Origin of the sequence: Streptomyces ochraceiscleroticus (genome assembly GCF_000720485.1) — a bacterium.
Taxonomy (GTDB): Bacteria; Actinomycetota; Actinomycetes; order Streptomycetales; family Streptomycetaceae; genus Streptomyces; species Streptomyces ochraceiscleroticus.
Genome location: NZ_JOAX01000040.1, coordinates 1 through 16,737 on the forward strand (window position 1 = coordinate 1; position 16,737 = coordinate 16,737).

Below are 16,737 nucleotides of genomic sequence, written 5' to 3' on the forward strand. Positions count from 1 at the left end.
GATGGTGCCCTTGCCCTCGTCGCCCTCGACCTTCTCCATGTGCGGCTCCAGGTAGGCCACCGCGGTCTTCATGACCTCGGCGGACTGGAGCACGAACGGCAGCTGCATCCGGCCGGAACCGAACAGCTCACCGACCACCTTCATACCCGCCAGCAGGGTGTCATTGACGATGTCCAACGCCCGCCGGTCTTCGAGCGCGGCATCGAGATCGACTTCAAGGCCGTTGCGTTCTCCGTCGATGATGCGGCGCTGCAGGCGCTCGTCCAGCGGCAGCGCGGCCAGCTCCTCAGCCTTGCCGGCCTTCAGGGACTTGGCGGTGGCGCCCTCGAAGAGTTCGAGGAGCTTCTGCAGCGGGTCGTAACCCTCTTCGCGACGGTCGTAGATCAGGTCCAGGGCAACCTTGACCTGCTCCTCCTCCAGTCGCGCGATCGGCAGGATCTTGGACACGTGCACGATCGCCGAGTCCAGGCCCGCCTTGACACACTCATCGAGGAAGACCGAGTTCAGCACGATGCGCGCGGCCGGGTTCAGGCCGAAGGAAATGTTGGACAGGCCCAGCGTGGTCTGCACGTCCGGATGGCGCCGCTTCAGCTCCCGGATCGCCTCGATCGTCGCGATACCGTCCCGCCGGGACTCCTCCTGACCGGTGCAGACAGTGAAGGTCAGACAGTCGACGAGGATGTCCGACTCCCGCACGCCCCACTTCCCCGTCAGATCGACGATGAGCCGCTCGGCGATCTCGACCTTCTTCTCCCGCGTCCTGGCCTGGCCCTCCTCGTCGATGGTCAGCGCGATGAGGGCCGCGCCGTGTTCGACCGCCAGCTCTGTGACCTGCGCGAAACGGGATGCGGGCCCGTCGCCGTCCTCATAGTTGACGGAGTTGATGACCGCGCGGCCGCCGAGCTTCTCCAACCCCGCCCGGATCACATCGACCTCGGTGGAGTCCAGCACGATCGGCAGGGTCGAGGCGGTGGCGAAGCGGCCCGCCAGCTCCTCCATGTCCGCCACGCCGTCCCGGCCGACGTAGTCCACGCACAGGTCGAGCATGTGCGCGCCCTCACGGATCTGGTCCCGGGCCATCTCCACACAGTCGTCCCAGCGGCCCTCCAGCATCGCCTCGCGGAACTTCTTCGAACCGTTGGCGTTCGTCCGCTCACCGATCGCCAGGTACGAGGTGTCCTGGCGGAACGGGACGGTCTGGTAGAGCGAGGCCGCACCCGGCTCCGGGTGCGACTCGCGCACGGCGGGAGCCAGCGCCCGGACTCGCTGAACGATTTCCCGCAGATGCTCCGGCGTCGTACCGCAGCAGCCCCCGACCAGCGACACCCCGTACGTCCGTACAAAGGTCTCCTGCGCGTCGGCCAGCTCACCGGGCGTCAGCGGGTAGTGCGCGCCGTCCTTGCCCAGCATCGGCAACCCGGCGTTGGGCATGCACGAGATCGGCACCCGGGCATGACGGGCCAGATAACGCAGATGCTCGCTCATCTCGGCCGGGCCGGTGGCACAGTTCAGGCCGATCATGTCGATGCCCAGCGGCTCCAGCGCCGTCACCGCCGCACCGATCTCGGAGCCCAGCAGCATCGTGCCGGTCGTCTCCACCGTCACCGAGCAGATGACCGGCAGACTGACGCCCATGGCATCCAGCGCCCGCCGCGCCCCCAGCACCGCCGCCTTCGTCTGCAGCAGGTCCTGCGTGGTCTCCACCAGCAGCGCGTCCGCATCGCCGGCGACCAGTCCCTCGGCGTTCCGCTGGTACGCATCGCGCAACGGCACGTACGCAACATGGCCCAACGTCGGCAGCTTGGTGCCCGGCCCCATCGATCCCAGAACCCAACGCTGCTGCCCAGTGGCGGCGGTGAACTCGTCCGCCGCCTCCCGCGCGATACGCGCCCCGGCCTCCGACAGCTCGTACACCCGCTCCGGGATGTCGTACTCCGCCAGCGCCGCGAAGTTGGCCCCGAAGGTGTTGGTCTCCACGCAGTCCACACCGACCGCGAAGTACGCCTCGTGCACGGAGCGCACGATGTCCGGGCGGGTGATGTTGAGGATCTCGTTGCAGCCTTCCAGCTGCTGGAAGTCGTCCATGGTCGGGTCCTGCGCCTGGAGCATGGTGCCCATGGCTCCGTCGGCGACCACGACGCGCGAGGCGAGGGCCTGGCGAAGTTCCGCCACCCGTCGAGATGTGGTGGTCACGTCAGCTCCCTCAGGTGGGGCAGGATCCGGGCGGGTACGGCGATGCCGTACGCGTTGCGGAGCCGGGCCAGGAGCGGGTCGCGGTAGAGGCGGTACTCCTGGGTGCCGATGTAGTCGAGGGCCGTGGCGGCGATGGCGCAGCCCAGCCGGGCGGCGTCGGCGAGGGGGACGCCCCGGGTCGCCGCGGCGACGAAGCCGGCCCGGAAGGCATCGCCGACACCGGTCGGGTCGACGACGCCTTCGACCGGCACGGCCGGTATCACGACCGGCGCGCGGTCCGCACTCTGCAGGCGTACTCCGTCCTCGCCGAGGGTGGTGATCCAGCAGCCCACACGGGCGCGGATCTGATCTGCTGTCCAGCCGGCGCGTTCCTGCAGCAGGGCCGCTTCGTACTCGTTGCTGAACAGCCAGCGGGCGCCCTCGACGAGCTGCCGGACCTCTGCGCGGTTCAGCCTGGCGAGCTGCTGCGAGGGGTCGGCTGCGAAGGGGATGTCGTGCTGCCGGCAGGCTGCCGTGTGGCGGAGCATCGCCTCCGGGTCGTCGGGGGAGATGACGACCAGGGCGAGGCGGCCGACCCGTGCGACCACGTCGCACAGGTCGATGGTGCGGGCTTCGGCCATCGCTCCCGCGTAGAAGGTGGCGATCTGGTTCTGTCTGCGGTCGGTCGTGCAGACGAACCTGGCCGTGTGCAGATCGGCGCTGATGTGCACCGAGTCGGTGTCGACCCCGTGCTCCTTGAGGTGGACCCGGTACGGCTCGAAGTCGGTGCCCGCTGCGCCGACCAGGACGGGGCGCAGTCCGAGCAGGCCCAGTCCGTAGCAGATGTTGGCTGCCACTCCCCCGCGGCGGATGTCGAGCCGGTCGGCGAGGAAGGACAGTGAGACCCGGTCCAGCTGGTCGGCAATGAGCTGATCGGCGAAGCTTCCGGGGAAGGTCAGCAGATGGTCGGTGGCAATGGAACCGGTCACGACTGTCCGCACGATGTGCTCCTTTCTCGCTTCGGTTTCCTGCTGCCTACTGGCAGCCCGCCGCGGTGCGCAGCTTCGCGGCGCGGTCGGTCCGCTCCCAGGTGAATTCCGGGAGTTCGCGGCCGAAGTGGCCGTACGCCGCGGTCCGGGCGTAGATCGGGCGGAGCAGGTCCAGGTCGCGGATGATCGCGGCCGGGCGGAGGTCGAAGACCTCGCTGATGGCCTCCTCGATCCGGGTGGGATCGACGGTGGCGGTGCCGAAGGTCTCGACGAAGAGGCCGACCGGCTCGGCCTTCCCGATGGCGTAGGCGACCTGGACCTCGCAGCGGGCGGCGAGGCCGGCCGCGACGACGTTCTTGGCGACCCACCGCATGGCGTACGCGGCGGAGCGGTCGACCTTGGAGGGGTCCTTGCCGGAGAAGGCGCCACCGCCGTGCCGGGCCATCCCCCCGTACGTATCGATAATGATCTTGCGGCCGGTCAGGCCCGCGTCCCCCATCGGGCCGCCGACCTCGAACCGCCCTGTGGGGTTGACCAGCAGCCGGTACCCCTCCGTCTCCAGCTTGATGCCGGCCTTGGCGAGCGCTGCAAGCTCCGGCTCGACGACGTGTTCGCGGATGTCGGGCGCGAGGAGGCCGTCGATGCTGATGTCGGCGGCGTGCTGGGAGGAGACGACCACGGTGTCGAGGCGGACCGCCCGGTCCCCGTCGTACTCGATGGTGACCTGGGTCTTTCCGTCCGGGCGCAGGTACGGGACGGTCCCGTTCCTGCGGACGTCCGTGAGGCGGGCGGAGAGCCGGTGGGCGAGGGTGATCGGCAGCGGCATGAGTTCGGGCGTGTCATCGCAGGCGTAACCGAACATCAGGCCCTGGTCGCCGGCGCCCTGCCGGTCGAGTTCGTCGCTCGTGCCCGGTCCCTTGCCGATGCGCTGCTCGTACGCGGTGTCCACGCCCTGGGCGATGTCCGGCGACTGGGCACCGATGGACACCGACACGCCGCACGAGGCGCCGTCGAAGCCCTTGGCCGACGAGTCGTAACCGATGGCGAGGACGGTGTCCCGGACGAGCTGGGCGATCGGCGCGTACGCCTTCGTGGTGACCTCACCGGCCACGTGGACCTGGCCGGTGGTGATCAGGGTCTCGACGGCGACGCGGGAGGAGGGGTCCTCCTTCAGGAGCGCGTCGAGAATGGAGTCGCTGATCCGGTCGGCGATCTTGTCGGGGTGTCCCTCGGTCACCGACTCCGAGGTGAAGAGGCGCAGGCTCATGTCAGCTCACCCGGGCCGTGAAGAAGTGCTGCTCGATGGCGTCCAGGGTGCGGATCGAGTCGACCTCCAGGGTGTCCATGTCGATGGACCGGCCGCTCACCTGCTCCAGGAGGAAGACGAACTCCACGAAGGACAGCGAGTCGATGAGACGGTTCTCGATGAGGTCGAGGTCACCGGCGATGTCCTGGCGGTCCGGGTGGCGCTTGACGATCCACGTCTTGACCTGGTCGATTCCGTCGGTCACGGGGTTGGTCATGGGGTTACTCCCTAATGTCTCAGAAGCCTGTCAGGAGGGGCGTTTCAGCGTTCGGTGAGGATGGGTGCGGCCACCGCGACCGCGTAGTCGACGTCGTGGCTGATGCTCACCGTGATCTGCGAGATGCCGGAGGCGGCGGCCATCCGGCCTGCCGAGCCGCGCAGGTCGACGAGCGGCCAGCCGCCGTCGGCGCGCTGCACCACGATGTCCAGCCAGGGCAGGAAGCGGTTGCGGACCCGCAGGGTCTTGAAGGCGGCTTCCTTGGCGGCGATGCGTCCGCAGAGGCTGAGCACATCCAGCCCGGTGGATGTGCGGCAGTCGGCCAGCTCACTGGGGACCAGCATGCGGGTGAAGAACTCCTCGCCGTGCTCGTCGAGGAGGCGCCGGACACGGGTGACGGACACGATGTCCATGCCGAGATGTGCCCAGCCCGGGCCACTGGGGGCGGGTTGGGCCGGCACGTCAGAGCGCCGACCTGGCCCGCAGGACCGCGTCGGCCGCCGCGTCCCAGTCGCCGTACCGGCGGGTCAGTGCCGACAGCCAGCGTTCCAGCCCGAAGGCCACGCAGCTGGTGAAGGCCGGGCCCCCGCTCTGCGCGAGCGAGATGTCGCACCGGTCGCCGAAGAAGTTGCGGTGGGTGTTGACAGAGGCGATGGCGAGGTCCTCGAAGAGGAACTCGTGCTTGACGGGGACGAGACGCTGCAGCACGGCCTTCGAGCTGCCCTTGTCGAAGAACGGGTCGCAGGCGGCTTCCTTGCGCAGTGGCAGATCGAGGGCCTCGGCGAATGCGGTGATCCTGTCGCTGAAGGTGGCGAGGTGCTGCTCGGCGTGCTCCTGGCCGCCCAGTGCGACGATCTCCCGCATACGGAAGCCGAGTTGGCGGCGCAGCCCCTCGTACTTCTCCTCCTTGCGGAAGCACCAGCCGACCACGGTCACCAGGGTGTCGGACTCCAGCTGCCGGCCCTCGTGACTGAGGTAGACGCCGTAACAGGAGGCCGAGGGCAGCCCGAGCGAGGCCGGCTGCAGGGCGTCACAGGGAAAGCAGCCGGTCTCCTGACAGAGCCCGGAGCCGCCCTGGGCGCTCTCCAGATTGAGCGGGGAGACCACAACGGCCTGGTGGGGGAAGTTCTCGTAGTAGTCGAGGCGGGCCAGGTCCTGCGTGGGGAGCAGCGGGGGCGCTGTCATGGAGGTGGCCCCCGCGGCGTGGCCCCAGCCCTCGAAGGTGTCGTCGAGCAGCCGCAGCAGTGCGGTGCCTTCCGCACCCAGGGTGGGCAGTCCGGCTCGGTGGTCGGTGGGTGGGGGCATTCGTACCTCGGTGGGTGTGGACATACGTACCTCACTTGGGGCGTGGATCGCGACGGAGGCAGGACGGCGGGCCGGGTCAGATGACGGGCAGCACGTCGTCCGTGAAGATCCCGGTCTTCAGGAAGAACGCGAGCGGCTTGCGGACCGACTTGCGCTCGATGGTGCGGCGACGGTCGTCGGCGAGCAGGGCGTTGCGCAGGGCGAGCGGGTCGGCGACGCCGGCGTCGCGGTAGACGTGCGGGTTGTAGAGCGAGTTGATGCTGAAGACGACGTACCGCTTGAGGTACGCCTCGACCTCGACGTGCCGCTCCTCGCTGATCGTCTCGCGCATCCGGGTGTGCAGCAGGGAGACCAGCTCACGTCCGAAGGCGATGTGCCGGGACTCGTCCTGGTGGTGGAGCCGGTTGACCTGCCGGATCGTGTCGCACAGCGACGCGTCCTGCGCCATGTGCGTGTTGTAGAAGTCCACGAGCTCTTCGAAGAACAGGATCCGGGCGAAGACCAGGAAGTTCTCGACCTCCGGCTCCCAGTCGGAGGTGGCCCGCATCGCCGTGGAAGAGTAGATCTTGTCGCCGTAGCGGCGGCAGAACTCGGCGAAGAACCACATGTGTTCGTTCTCCTCACCGATGAAGTGGTGGAAGAAGTCCGAGGGGATCTCGAATCCCGGCATGTGGATGCGGTTGACGACCTCGATGAGCAGTTCACGGATGCCGTGCACGTTGAGGCTGTAGAAGTTGATGCTCTCCCACTTCGACAGCCGGCGCAGGGTGTCCTCGCCGAGCTGGTCGAAGAGCGGGGTGCCGTACGGGGTGAGCAGTTCGGGGCTCATCCACATCCGGTCCTCGTCGAGCCGGTCGGGCCAGTCGAACTGCTGGTACGGGTTGTAGTAGTCCTCGATGGACTTGGTCGAGAGCCGTTCCAGTACTTCCTGGAAGCGGTCGGTGATGGGCAGGGCCGGGGCGGCCATGGTCGTCCCTCCAGTACAGGTGGTCCGGTGTGACGGGGCGGGTCAGGGACGGGCTTCGTAGACCGCGTTGACGGGCGTCTCGGTGGCGCGGCGCCAGCGGGAGAAGCCGCCGGCCTTGGCGATCTGCTGGAAGGCCGTCTCACCGGAGTGGTTGCCGAGGGCGTACGGGCCGCGCTGGGCGACGGCGACCGGCAGGCACATCACGGCGGACAGGCTCATGAACATCCGGGCGGCGGGCGTGCCGTGCCCGGTGACGTCATCGGCGGAGGCGTTGGTTTCCACCAGCATCCACGTGCCGTCCGGCTTCAGGGTGCTGCGGACGTGCGACGCGGCCCCTTCCGGGTCGCCCATGTCGTGCAGGCAGTTGAAGAACGTCACCAGGTCGTAGTCGCGTCCCGGGTAGTCGTCGGCCGAGGCGGTATCGAAGACCACCCGGTCGCTCAGCCCCGCGTCGTCGGCGAGCTGGCGGGCGATGGTGATCGCCTCTTCGGAGTAGTCGTAGCCGTGCACGGTGGCCTCGGGGAACGCCTTGGCGATGAGCAGGGTGGTGTGCCCGACGCCGCAGCCGACGTCGGCGACCCGGCCACCGTTACGCAGCTTGTCCGTCACCCCGTCGAGTGCGGGCAGCCACTCGGGGATCAGCCGGTGCTCGTACGCGGGCTGGAAGAAGCTGCCCATGCCGGTGTCCAGCGCCGGGTCGTGCTCGGCCCAGCCGACGCCCTCGCCGGTGCGGTACGCGTCCACGAGCAGGTCCTCGGTCGCGTACAGGGCCTTGAGCGCGGTGAAGAAGCCGGCCGTGTACGTGACCGCGGCGCGGTCGGCGAGGACCGGGGCGTGTGCGGCGGGCAGGGTGTAGCGGTCGGAGCTGGGGTGGCGCTCGACGTAGTCGGCGCTGAGCTGGGCGTGCAGCCATTCCTCGGCGTAGCGCGGGCTGATGCCGGTGCGCTCGGCGAGCTCGTCGGGGGTGAGCGGGCCGTGTTCGGCGAGGGCGCGGTACAGGCCCAGGCGCTCGCCGAGGGCGACGGTGAGGCCGCGTACGGCGGCGGCCGCGTCCGTGATGACGCGCTGGTGGAACTCTTCGGTGGTGACACCTTGCAGAACGGCACTCATGATCTGGGCTCCTCATCCGTGTGCTGCGTTCCTCGCCGGGTCGCGGATCGCAGGTCGCAGGTGAACAGGAAGGACCGGGGTACGCGGGGCACGCTGCGCGGCGGCACCGTGTAGGGCCAGCGGCCGAAGTCGGCGCCCTCGTCACCGGGCTGCTTGACCTCGCGCGGCGACCATCCGCTGTCCAGCAGCAGCTGCTCGGGCTCCTCCGTACCGAAGAGCCAGGGGTTGCCGTCGTCGGCCAGCGCCTTCAGGAACGGCCGGGACAGCGGGTTCTCCAGGGCGGCCCGGCTGATGACATCACCGGCCAGGACGGAGTCCGGTGCGCTGACGTCGGCGAGGGTTGCGAGGAGAGTGCGTACGGCGTCCTCGGGGAGGAAGAAGAGCAGGCCCTCGACGACCCACAGGGTGGGCCGCTCGCTCTGCCAGCCGGCCTCCTTCAGCGCCCCGGTCCACTCCTCGGTGAGGTCGACGGCGACGGGGTGCCGGGTGCGGCCGGCCGGCTGCGGCTCGTCGGCGAGCATCCGCGCCTTGGCGTCGAGCAGCGCGGGCCGGTCCAGCTCGTAGACCGTGACGCCGTCCGGCCAGGGCAGCCGGTAGAAGCGGGTGTCCATGCCGGCGGCGATGAAGACGACCTGCCGGATGCCGCCCTCGGCGACGGTCCGCGTGATGGCCCGGTCGAGGTACTGGGTACGGATGGCCAGGAAGGGCACCGTGCCGGCGCCCGCGTACCGTTCGAGCAGCTCGAAGCCGATGTCGGCGGCGACGGTACGTGCGTAGGAGTCGTTGAACAGCCGGTCCGGGCGCTCGGATTCGAGGGCTCGGGCGGCGGCGGTCCACTGTGCTGTGCGGGATACGGCCTCCACAGGAGGGTCCCCCTTCGGTTGAGAGCCGGCCGGTCCCGGACGGGACTCGGGGCCGCCGGCACTGGTGGAGTGGACGGTCGTGTCCGGCTTTCAGCCGCGCACGCAGGGCACCGGGTCCTCCGCCGCCGTCTTCGACGGGGGCAGGGCGGCGGAGCGGCGCCGGAAGATGCTGTGCAGGACCATGCTGAACACGACCGTCCCGTCTGCGGCCACCAGCGAGCACTTGGACTGCACGATGCCGGTGGCGGGGTTGCCGAGGGACGGGCGGGCGCCGAGGATCTCCATCCGGGCGGTGAGGACGTCCCCCGGTCGCACGGGCCGGAGGAAGCGGACCTCGTCGATACCGGGTGAGCCCAGCCCGTCGCTGGAGGCGAGCAGGCCGTCCACGTAGCACCGCATGAACATCGCGGCGGTGTGGAATCCGCTGGCGATCAGCCCGCCGAACGGGCTGTGCGCGGCGGCCTCCCGGTCGGTGTGGAACGGCTGCGGATCGAAGCGCGCGGCGAACTCCAGCACCTCCTCCTCGGTCACGGTGACCGTCCCCAGCTCGTGAACGTCACCGGCGCGGAAGTCCTCGAAGTAACGCATGCGCGTGCCATCCCCTCGTCAAGACTCGACAGTCTTTAGGACTCAACAGCCCTTGGCACACCACAACTTACGATCCAGCCGTTTATTTTGTCAATCCAAATCTATGGATCCACAAAGCGCTAAGCGCTGGGGAGCGCCTGCTCGATGTCGTTCCACAGGTCTTCGGGGTGCTCGATGCCCACCGCCATCCGCACCATCCCGGCACTCACTCCCGCGGCCTGCAGCGCCCGGTCGTCGAGCTCCCGGTGCGAAGTACTGGCCGGGTGGGTCACCAGCGTCTCCACACCACCCAAGGACAGGGCGAGTTGGGCGATCCGCAGCCGCTCGGCGAAGGCGCGGCCGGCGTCCCGTCCGCCGGCCGGCTCGAAGGAGACCATCGCGCCGAAGCCGGAGAGGAACCGGCGGGCGCGCTCGTGCGAGGGGTGCGTGGCAAGCCCCGGCCAGTAGACCTGCTTCACCGCCGGATGCAGCTCCAGCCGGGCGGCGAGGAAGGCCGCGTTACGGCAATGCTGGCGCATCCGCAGTGGCAGGGTCTGGATACCGCGCAGGGTCAGCCAGGCCGCGAACGGATCGGCGGTGGCACCGAGTTCGACCGCGCGCCGCCAGACCTGTTCGTACAGCTCCGCGTCCGCGAAGACCGCGACTCCCCCGATCACATCCGAGTGCCCGCCCAGGTACTTGGTCGTGGAGTGGACCACGATGTCCGCACCGAACTCGATCGGCCGGCACAGGGCAGGCGACGCGAGGGAGTTGTCGACCAAGCTCACGACACCGGCCCGCCGCGCCACACCCAACAGTCCTGACAGGTCTGGTACTTCACCGGTCGGATTCGCCAGCGTCTCCAGCAACAGGAGCCGGGTGGCCGGGCGCAAGCGCGCCGACAACTCCCCCGCGCCGTCGCCGGATATCCGCTCCACCTCGATGCCGAACCGCTCGGCGAGGTCGGACAGCACCGCGTACGTACCGCCGTACAGGCAGCTCTGCACCAGTACGTGGTCACCCGGGCGCAACAGGGCCAGCAAGGTGCTGCTGATGGCCCCCATGCCGGATGCGGCCGCCAGCGCCCGGGCGCCGCCTTCAAGGCCGGCCATGACGCGTTCCAGCGTGCGCACGGTGGGGTTGCCGCGCCGGCTGTACACGAAATCCCCGTCGGGAGTGGCCATCGCCGCGGCGAGCGCGTCGGCACTGTCGTACGCGAACGCCGACGATCTCACCATAGGCGTACTCAGCGGCCTTCCGCCGCCCGAGGCGAGCCCCACCGCTTCGGCCGTAACGTGGACCGCACGGGTCTGCAAGTGCAGCATCTCGGTTCCTCGCTCCTCCGCCATTGCGTTTTCCTTCCTGCGTGAGCTGGTCGGGTGGCTGGGTGACTACAGCAACGGGGCCGTGCCGCGCCCCCGTTCGGGCACTGCACGACCCCGGATTGACTGCCGGCCGTACGGCTACGCGACGGCCTTCTCGCCCGTCGGCGCGCTGCTCTGCTGCGCCTCGGCCTGGGGCGCGCGTCCGCGCATGAACACCAGCGTGAGCAGGCCGCCCACGGCCGCGACGCCCGCGGCCCCGATGAAGGCGGAGCTGAAGCCGTTGGTCAGCGCGGGCAGGTCGCCGAGCTTGCCGGCCCCCTGCGAGGTGGCGAGCGCGGTGAGCGCTGCCAGGCCGAGCGCGGAACCCACCTGGTAGGTGGTGTTGACGATGCCGGAGGCCAGGCCCGCCTGCTCCTGCGGCACGCCGGACATCGCCGCCATCATGGCCGGGATGTACGCCAACGACATGCCGAGCGCCGCGACCAGCGAGGCCGGCAGGACATCCACGACGAAGGTGCCGGTCGGCTCGACGGCCGAGAGCCACACCAGGCCGGCCGCCAGGACGAACAGACCACCCGCGATCAGCGGCTTGGGACCGAACTTGCCCAGCAGCTTGGCGGTGATCATCGTCATGAAGATCATGAGCAGGACGGTCATGGGCAGCAGCGCCGCGCCACTGGCGAACGCGCCGTAGCCCAGGACCTGCTGGAGGTAGAGGTTGAGGAAGTACCACATCGGGATCCAGGCCGCGCCGAGCAGTGCCATCGAAAGGTTCGAGGACGCCAGGCCCGGAGTACGCCACACACCCAGCGGCATCAGCGGCGCCTTGACGGAACGCTGGATCACCAGGAACAGACCGATCAGCACCGCGGCGCCGACGAGTTCGAGCACCGTCTCCGTGGTGCCCCAGCCGACCTCCGGAGCACGGACCACGGCGAACACGGCGAGCGCCAGGCCCGCGGTGACGGCGATGGCACCGAGCAGGTCCACGGAGCCCCGCTTCCCCGCGACCGCGGGCAGCAGTCCGGTGGCGGCGAGGGTGGCGATGCCGATCGGGATGTAGATGATGAACACCCAGGGCCAGCTTGCCCATTCGGTGAAGACACCGCCGAGGAAGACGCCCGCGGTACCACCGGCCGGGGCCGCGGCTCCGTAGAAGGCCATCGCCTTGCCCAGCTCCTTCGGGTTGTGCCCGAAGAGCATCATCAGCAGGGTCATGGACGCGGGGGCGATCAGCGCACCGCCGACGCCCTGCACCGCACGGCCCACGACCTCGACCCAGGCCGTGGAAGCGGCGGCCGCGACGACGGAGCCGGCGATCAGCACCGCCCAGCCGCTGACGAAGACCTTGCGGGCACCCAGCAGGTCGGAGAGCCGGCCGCCGAGCAGCAGCAGACCGCCGAAGGCGATGACGTAGGCGTTGAACACCCACTGCAGGTCGCCCTGGGAGAACCCGAGGTCGCGCTGCATCTCGGGCAGCGCCACTCCAATGATGGACGTGTCCATGATGACCATGAACTGTGCGGCCGCGAGCACAGCAAGTGCCCACCAGCGCCGCGGATTGACGGCAGACATGGCGCCACCCTTTTCTCGTCGTATACCCCTGGGGGGTACTTGCGGCGAGGAACGTAGCATACCCCCTGGGGGTAACGAAACCCTAGAGGCGGCCGCAAAGCGAAAAGGCTGCTGATACCCCCTAGGGGTATCAGCAGCCTTTTCATCAGGAGCGATCGGGGTCAGGTCAACTGACCTGCTTTGCAGACCCCTTCGCCGCAGCCGCGCCGCGCGGACGCCGGGCCGCCCGACTGCTCGATCCGCGCAGCAGCGACCTGAAGGAGCGCCACGGCGAGCATCCGCACCACGGGATCATCCGCGGCCCGGCGCGCCAGCCGCCACACACGGACGGGCATGCCCACTCGGCCGTTGCGAGACATCCATTCCACCCCCTCACTGGCACGTCACACGCGACAACATGGAGACAACGCGCACGCGTCACTCCGCACGTCGCTCGAACCATATACCCCCGTGGGGTATGCCGCCAGAGGAAGCCGGACAGTGACAGGAATGCATCGACGTCTACCCACCCCTGGGCCACTCCTCCTCGTCGACACCCCTGGCAATATACCCTAGGGGGGTATACAGTCATGGTGCGGCCGGCTCGGAAGCGGGACCGTAGCGGACGAGAATGGGGATGAAGGTCATGGGACACAGCGCTCACCACACCGGCACCGCGCACGACCACGTCTCCCACGAGGGCCACCACGGACACGCCGGCCACGCCACCCACCGCGGCGAGCACACGCACGGCGGAGCCTCCTGGGCGATGGCCGCGAAGGCAACGTTGCACTGCCTGACCGGGTGCGCCATCGGCGAGATCCTCGGCATGGTCATCGGCACCGCCCTGATGTGGGGCAACGTGCCGACCATGGTCCTGGCGATCGCGCTGGCGTTCCTCTTCGGCTACTCGTTCACGCTGTTCGCGGTCCGCCGGGCCGGCCTGGACTTCAAGAGCGCCGTCAAGGTGGCGCTGGCCGCCGACACCGTTTCCATCGCCGTGATGGAACTGGTCGACAACGGCATCATCGCCCTGGTTCCGGGAGCGATGGACGCCCACCTGTCGGACGGGCTGTTCTGGTCGGCGCTCCTCGGCGGGTTCGCCGTGGCATTCGCGATCACGACACCCGTGAACAAGTGGATGATCGGCCGCGGTAAGGGCCACGCCGTCGTCCACGCCTACCACTGAAACCGAGCAGCCACGTCCCCGGGGCGTCCCGCATCGACGGGAGCACCCCGGGGGCGTTTGCTTCGCCGCGCCACGGTCAACCCGCCAAGGGCCGGGGGTGGAAGAGGCATGGCCGCCCGGCCCGCCGGCCTCCGGCAGCGAAGGATGCGATCTGTGATGGCCAAGGTCAAGGACATGCTCGCCACCTACCCGGCCGACCTCGGCGGCGTCGACCGGGAGAAACTCACCAACTGCATCGAGGAATGCATCGCTTGCGCACAGGCGTGTACTGCCTGCGCCGATGCCTGCCTGTCCGAAGGCATGGTCGGGGATCTCACCAAGTGCATCCGCACCGACATGGACTGCGCCGACATCTGCAACGCCACAGCCGCCGTTCTGTCCCGCCACACAGGCTACGACGCCAACATCACCCGCGCGCTTCTCCAGGCATGTGCAACCGCCTGCAAGGCATGCGCCGACGAATGCTCGTCACACGCTGACATGCACGAGCACTGCCGCCTGTGCGCCGAAGCCTGCCGGTCCTGCGAACAGGCATGCAACGACCTCCTCCAGGCCCTCGGCTGATCCGCTGTTGGCCGCCGGGCCACGTTCTGCACGCTGGAGAGATCACCGACGTGCGCGCAGTTGGAGGGTGGGGCGAGCGGACTGCTCGGAGTCCGCTCGCCCCACGGTGACGGGATCGGTCAGGCGACGACGGGTTGCGGCACAGCCTCCGGCCGGGTCAGGTGGCCGGACCGCTGGAGCCCGTACAGGGCAGCCGCACAGCCGAGACCGAGGGCGGAGAGCACGAGCCAGGGCAGTGCGGACACGCCGGCCGCGCGGGCGGCGTCGAGCGCCGCGCCCGTGAGCAGATTGCCCAAGGTGATACCGATGCCGCAGATGGTGTTGTAGAGCCCGTAGTGGGTCGCGACCAGGCGGTCGCCCGAGAGGCGGACGATGGTGTCCATCTCGAAGGGGTACGCGATCATCGTGCCCAGGGCGAGCAGCAGCGCGGCCAGGGTCGGTGGCACCGCGGCCAGAAGCCACAGCCCGAGACCGCCGGCCGGTACGGGCAGCGCCGAGGCGGCGAGCAGCGGCACGAAGGCCGCGCCCATGGTCAGCAGACCCCACGCCAATGCGCGGCCGGGCTCCAGCCGTTCCTTGCACCAGGCCGTCACCCGGGTCTGCCCGACGATGGTGGAGAGCCCCGACACGGCGAACATCACCGCGACCGCGGCCGTACCGAACTCACCGTCGCCACCCACGCGCCGGACCTCCAGCGGGAGAGCCAGGTAGACCTGGAAGGAGAGCACGTACGACCCGATCATGGCGGTGGAGAACAGCAGGAACGCCCGGTTGGCCACCACCGTGCGCCACTGCGACAGCACGCGCTCCTGCTGCTGCCCGGAGCCCTGCGGTGCGTCGTTCGCCCGGCGCGCGGGGAGCGCGCGGATCTGAACCGCGCTCAACACGGCGAAGATGGCTGCCGAGACCAGGCACGTGACCCGGAAGTTGAGCCCGGTCAGCAGCATGCCCACCATGGGGCCGAGCAGGATGCCGGCCTGGTAGAAGACGTTGAAGAGCGCGAACGCCTCGACCCGGCGCTCCCCCGCGTCGGCGGCCAGGTAGGCACGTACGGCGGGGTTGAACAGCGCGCCCGCGAACCCGGTGGCCGCGGAGGCGACGAGCAGTGCGGGCACCGAGTCCACCAGCCCGATGGCGGCGAACCCGACGGTCCGCAGCACGCACCCGGCGATGATCAGCGGCTTGTACCCGAGGCGATCGGCGAGCGTCCCACCGATGAGGAACATGCCCTGCTGGCTGAAGTTCCGTACCCCCAGGATGAAGCCGACCAGCCAGCCGGCGAGCCCGAGCGTGCCGGAGAGATGGGCGGCCAGGTACGGCATCAGCATGTAGAAGCCGAGGTTGATGGTGAACTGGTTCACCATCAGCAGTTGGACGCTGCGGTCGTAGGAGCGGACCTGCGCGATCGTGCTCTTCATCGCGCCTCACCCACTGCGTTGTCGACGACGGCGTCATTCGTGGCCTCGCCGGCCCGGGCCAGCCAGGTGAGCGGGTCGGCGACAGAGGTGCAGCGGGTCCAGCGGGTGACTTCTTTCTCGTCCGCCCGGCCGATCAGCTCCGGCTCCGGTGCGGGGGCAGCGCCCAACAGGCCGCGTTCCCCACAGTATTCGTCGTTGTAGACGGTCTCCAGGTAGCGCTGCGGGCCGTCGGGGAAGATCGCCGCAATGCGGGTGTCCCGAGGCAGGGTACGGGCCAGCCAGCCCGCCACCAGTGCGACCGCGCCGACACTCCAGCCGCCCGTCGCGTAATGCGAGGACGCCAGCTGCCGGCACGCCCAGACCGATTCGGCGGGAGCGACCCAGTGCACCTCGCTGAAGTTCTCGTAGGCGACGTTCCGGGGATAGATGCTCGACCCGAGGCCGCGCATCAGCCGGGTGCGTGCGGGCTGGCCGAAGATGGTCGAGCCGATGGTGTCCACGCCGACCAGGCGCATACCGGGGTAGAGCTGCCGCAGGACGCGCGATACGCCCGCGGAGTGTCCGCCGGTGCCCACGCTGCAGACCAGTACGTCGATGTGGCCGAGCTGCGAGGCGAGCTCCAGGGCGAGCGGGGTGTAGGCGGCGACGTTGTCCGGATTGCCGTACTGGTCAGGGCACCAGGCGTCCGGCTGCCGGGCCAGCAATTCGGCGACGCGGTCGCGGCGGGCCTGCTGCCAGCCACCGGTGGGGTGCGGCGCGGGCACCATGTCGACGGTCGCACCGTATGCGGTCAGCAGCCGCGTCATGGACGGTTCGAGGCCCGGGTCGGTGACGAGGGTGACGGGGTGGCCGTGCACCATCCCGGCCAGGGCGAGGCCGAGGCCGAGAGTGCCGCTGGTCGACTCGACGATTGGCGCGCCGGGGAGCAGGTCACCGCGGGCCCGGGCGCGTTCCACCATGTGCAGCCCGGGGCGGTCCTTGATGCCACCGGGATTGAAGCCCTCCAGCTTGGCCCAGAAGCCGCGGTCCGGGGAGGTGGTGAAAGGTCGGGACACCCGCAGGACCGGAGTGTCGCCGACCAGCCCGCGGAGGGACGAGTCAGCGGGGCTGAAGGCGTTGCCCTCGGTAGCGGTCAGCGGGTGGTTGAACGTTGCTGTGTGGCTCTTGGTCGGAGAGTGCATAGTTTCGCTC

The 16,737-nt window shown here is 69.4% G+C and carries 17 protein-coding genes; 2 read left to right on the forward strand and 15 right to left on the reverse strand.

Annotated elements, in window-relative coordinates; genetic code table 11:
- The 13 genes from IG84_RS0134240 to IG84_RS41360 all read right to left on the reverse strand — a co-directional run.
- Nucleotides 1–2,193: homocysteine S-methyltransferase family protein (locus IG84_RS0134240; RefSeq protein WP_037801250.1), on the reverse strand; the 2,193-nt coding region annotated here is incomplete at its 3' end.
- The gene (locus IG84_RS0134245) at nucleotides 2,190–3,173 is read right to left on the reverse strand and encodes a carbohydrate kinase family protein (protein ID WP_031066304.1); all 984 of its coding nucleotides are present in this window, start codon (nucleotides 3,171–3,173) and stop codon (nucleotides 2,190–2,192) included. The genes IG84_RS0134240 and IG84_RS0134245, both read right to left, overlap by 4 nt.
- A gap of 34 nt (nucleotides 3,174–3,207) precedes the next feature.
- Nucleotides 3,208–4,428: a methionine adenosyltransferase gene (gene metK, locus IG84_RS0134250; RefSeq protein ID WP_031066309.1), complete on the reverse strand. Its 1,221-nt coding sequence runs from the start codon at nucleotides 4,426–4,428 to the stop codon at nucleotides 3,208–3,210.
- A 1-nt stretch (nucleotide 4,429) separates the two neighbouring features.
- The gene (locus IG84_RS0134255; RefSeq protein ID WP_031066313.1) at nucleotides 4,430–4,684 is read right to left on the reverse strand and encodes a hypothetical protein; all 255 of its coding nucleotides are present in this window, start codon (nucleotides 4,682–4,684) and stop codon (nucleotides 4,430–4,432) included.
- Between the two features lie 44 nt (nucleotides 4,685–4,728).
- Entirely contained in the window at nucleotides 4,729–5,097 is a 369-nt protein-coding gene (locus tag IG84_RS0134260; protein ID WP_031066317.1) for a holo-ACP synthase, read from the reverse strand.
- A 49-nt stretch (nucleotides 5,098–5,146) separates the two neighbouring features.
- Entirely contained in the window at nucleotides 5,147–6,013 is an 867-nt protein-coding gene (locus IG84_RS0134265) for a class-II aminoacyl-tRNA synthetase family protein (protein ID WP_245659703.1), read from the reverse strand.
- Nucleotides 6,014–6,065: 52 nt separating this feature from the next.
- Complete coding sequence (locus IG84_RS0134270) at nucleotides 6,066–6,956, reverse strand: diiron oxygenase (protein ID WP_031066323.1); 891 nt, start codon at nucleotides 6,954–6,956, stop codon at nucleotides 6,066–6,068.
- 42 nt (nucleotides 6,957–6,998) lie between these two features.
- Nucleotides 6,999–8,066: a class I SAM-dependent methyltransferase gene (locus IG84_RS0134275; RefSeq protein WP_031066326.1), complete on the reverse strand. Its 1,068-nt coding sequence runs from the start codon at nucleotides 8,064–8,066 to the stop codon at nucleotides 6,999–7,001.
- A complete protein-coding gene (locus IG84_RS0134280) occupies nucleotides 8,063–8,929 on the reverse strand; it encodes a class I SAM-dependent methyltransferase (RefSeq protein WP_051862790.1) in 867 nt (288 codons plus the stop codon). Before IG84_RS0134280 ends, IG84_RS0134275 begins: the two co-directional genes overlap by 4 nt.
- A 90-nt stretch (nucleotides 8,930–9,019) precedes the next feature.
- Nucleotides 9,020–9,517: a MaoC family dehydratase gene (locus IG84_RS0134285; protein ID WP_031066331.1), complete on the reverse strand. Its 498-nt coding sequence runs from the start codon at nucleotides 9,515–9,517 to the stop codon at nucleotides 9,020–9,022.
- A 119-nt stretch (nucleotides 9,518–9,636) separates the two neighbouring features.
- Nucleotides 9,637–10,734 carry a trans-sulfuration enzyme family protein gene (locus IG84_RS0134290; protein ID WP_245659704.1) on the reverse strand — a complete coding sequence of 366 codons (1,098 nt, stop codon included), beginning with the start codon at nucleotides 10,732–10,734 and terminating at the stop codon, nucleotides 9,637–9,639.
- Nucleotides 10,735–10,959: 225 nt separating this feature from the next.
- On the reverse strand, nucleotides 10,960–12,396 hold the full coding sequence (locus IG84_RS0134295) for an MFS transporter (RefSeq protein ID WP_031066337.1): 1,437 nt from the start codon (nucleotides 12,394–12,396) through the stop codon (nucleotides 10,960–10,962).
- A 161-nt stretch (nucleotides 12,397–12,557) separates the two neighbouring features.
- On the reverse strand, nucleotides 12,558–12,755 hold the full coding sequence (locus IG84_RS41360; protein ID WP_157848991.1) for a hypothetical protein: 198 nt from the start codon (nucleotides 12,753–12,755) through the stop codon (nucleotides 12,558–12,560).
- A gap of 266 nt (nucleotides 12,756–13,021) precedes the next feature.
- On the opposite strand from IG84_RS41360, the gene IG84_RS0134305 reads away from it, so the two are divergent.
- Together IG84_RS0134305 and IG84_RS0134310 are read left to right on the forward strand one after the other, a co-directional pair.
- On the forward strand, nucleotides 13,022–13,564 hold the full coding sequence (locus IG84_RS0134305; RefSeq protein WP_031066340.1) for a DUF4396 domain-containing protein: 543 nt from the start codon (nucleotides 13,022–13,024) through the stop codon (nucleotides 13,562–13,564).
- Between the two features lie 156 nt (nucleotides 13,565–13,720).
- On the forward strand, nucleotides 13,721–14,128 hold the full coding sequence (locus IG84_RS0134310) for a four-helix bundle copper-binding protein (RefSeq protein WP_031066342.1): 408 nt from the start codon (nucleotides 13,721–13,723) through the stop codon (nucleotides 14,126–14,128).
- A gap of 119 nt (nucleotides 14,129–14,247) precedes the next feature.
- Here IG84_RS0134310 and IG84_RS0134315 read toward each other — a convergent pair whose 3' ends face one another.
- A complete protein-coding gene (locus IG84_RS0134315) occupies nucleotides 14,248–15,546 on the reverse strand; it encodes an MDR family MFS transporter (protein ID WP_031066344.1) in 1,299 nt (432 codons plus the stop codon).
- Nucleotides 15,543–16,727, reverse strand: coding sequence for a PLP-dependent cysteine synthase family protein (locus tag IG84_RS0134320; RefSeq protein ID WP_078649783.1), 1,185 nt, complete (start codon nucleotides 16,725–16,727; stop codon nucleotides 15,543–15,545). Before IG84_RS0134320 ends, IG84_RS0134315 begins: the two co-directional genes overlap by 4 nt.
- Between the last annotated feature and the right edge of the window lie 10 nt (nucleotides 16,728–16,737).

Bases quoted from the DNA above. Each gene is read 5' to 3' on its own strand.
- IG84_RS0134305 (WP_031066340.1), top strand. From the start codon at position 13,022: ATGGGACACAGCGCTCACCACACCGGCACCGCGCACGACCACGTCTCC.
- IG84_RS0134295 (WP_031066337.1), bottom strand. From the start codon at position 12,396: ATGTCTGCCGTCAATCCGCGGCGCTGGTGGGCACTTGCTGTGCTCGCG.
- IG84_RS0134315 (WP_031066344.1), bottom strand. From the start codon at position 15,546: ATGAAGAGCACGATCGCGCAGGTCCGCTCCTACGACCGCAGCGTCCAA.
- IG84_RS0134320 (WP_078649783.1), bottom strand. From the start codon at position 16,727: ATGCACTCTCCGACCAAGAGCCACACAGCAACGTTCAACCACCCGCTG.
- IG84_RS0134255 (WP_031066313.1), bottom strand. From the start codon at position 4,684: ATGACCAACCCCGTGACCGACGGAATCGACCAGGTCAAGACGTGGATC.
- IG84_RS0134265 (WP_245659703.1), bottom strand. From the start codon at position 6,013: ATGTCCACACCCACCGAGGTACGAATGCCCCCACCCACCGACCACCGA.
- IG84_RS41360 (WP_157848991.1), bottom strand. From the start codon at position 12,755: ATGTCTCGCAACGGCCGAGTGGGCATGCCCGTCCGTGTGTGGCGGCTG.
- IG84_RS0134260 (WP_031066317.1), bottom strand. From the start codon at position 5,097: ATGGACATCGTGTCCGTCACCCGTGTCCGGCGCCTCCTCGACGAGCAC.
- metK (WP_031066309.1), bottom strand. From the start codon at position 4,428: ATGAGCCTGCGCCTCTTCACCTCGGAGTCGGTGACCGAGGGACACCCC.
- IG84_RS0134290 (WP_245659704.1), bottom strand. From the start codon at position 10,734: ATGGTGAGATCGTCGGCGTTCGCGTACGACAGTGCCGACGCGCTCGCC.
- IG84_RS0134270 (WP_031066323.1), bottom strand. From the start codon at position 6,956: ATGGCCGCCCCGGCCCTGCCCATCACCGACCGCTTCCAGGAAGTACTG.
- IG84_RS0134285 (WP_031066331.1), bottom strand. From the start codon at position 9,517: ATGCGTTACTTCGAGGACTTCCGCGCCGGTGACGTTCACGAGCTGGGG.
- IG84_RS0134275 (WP_031066326.1), bottom strand. From the start codon at position 8,066: ATGAGTGCCGTTCTGCAAGGTGTCACCACCGAAGAGTTCCACCAGCGC.
- IG84_RS0134310 (WP_031066342.1), top strand. From the start codon at position 13,721: ATGGCCAAGGTCAAGGACATGCTCGCCACCTACCCGGCCGACCTCGGC.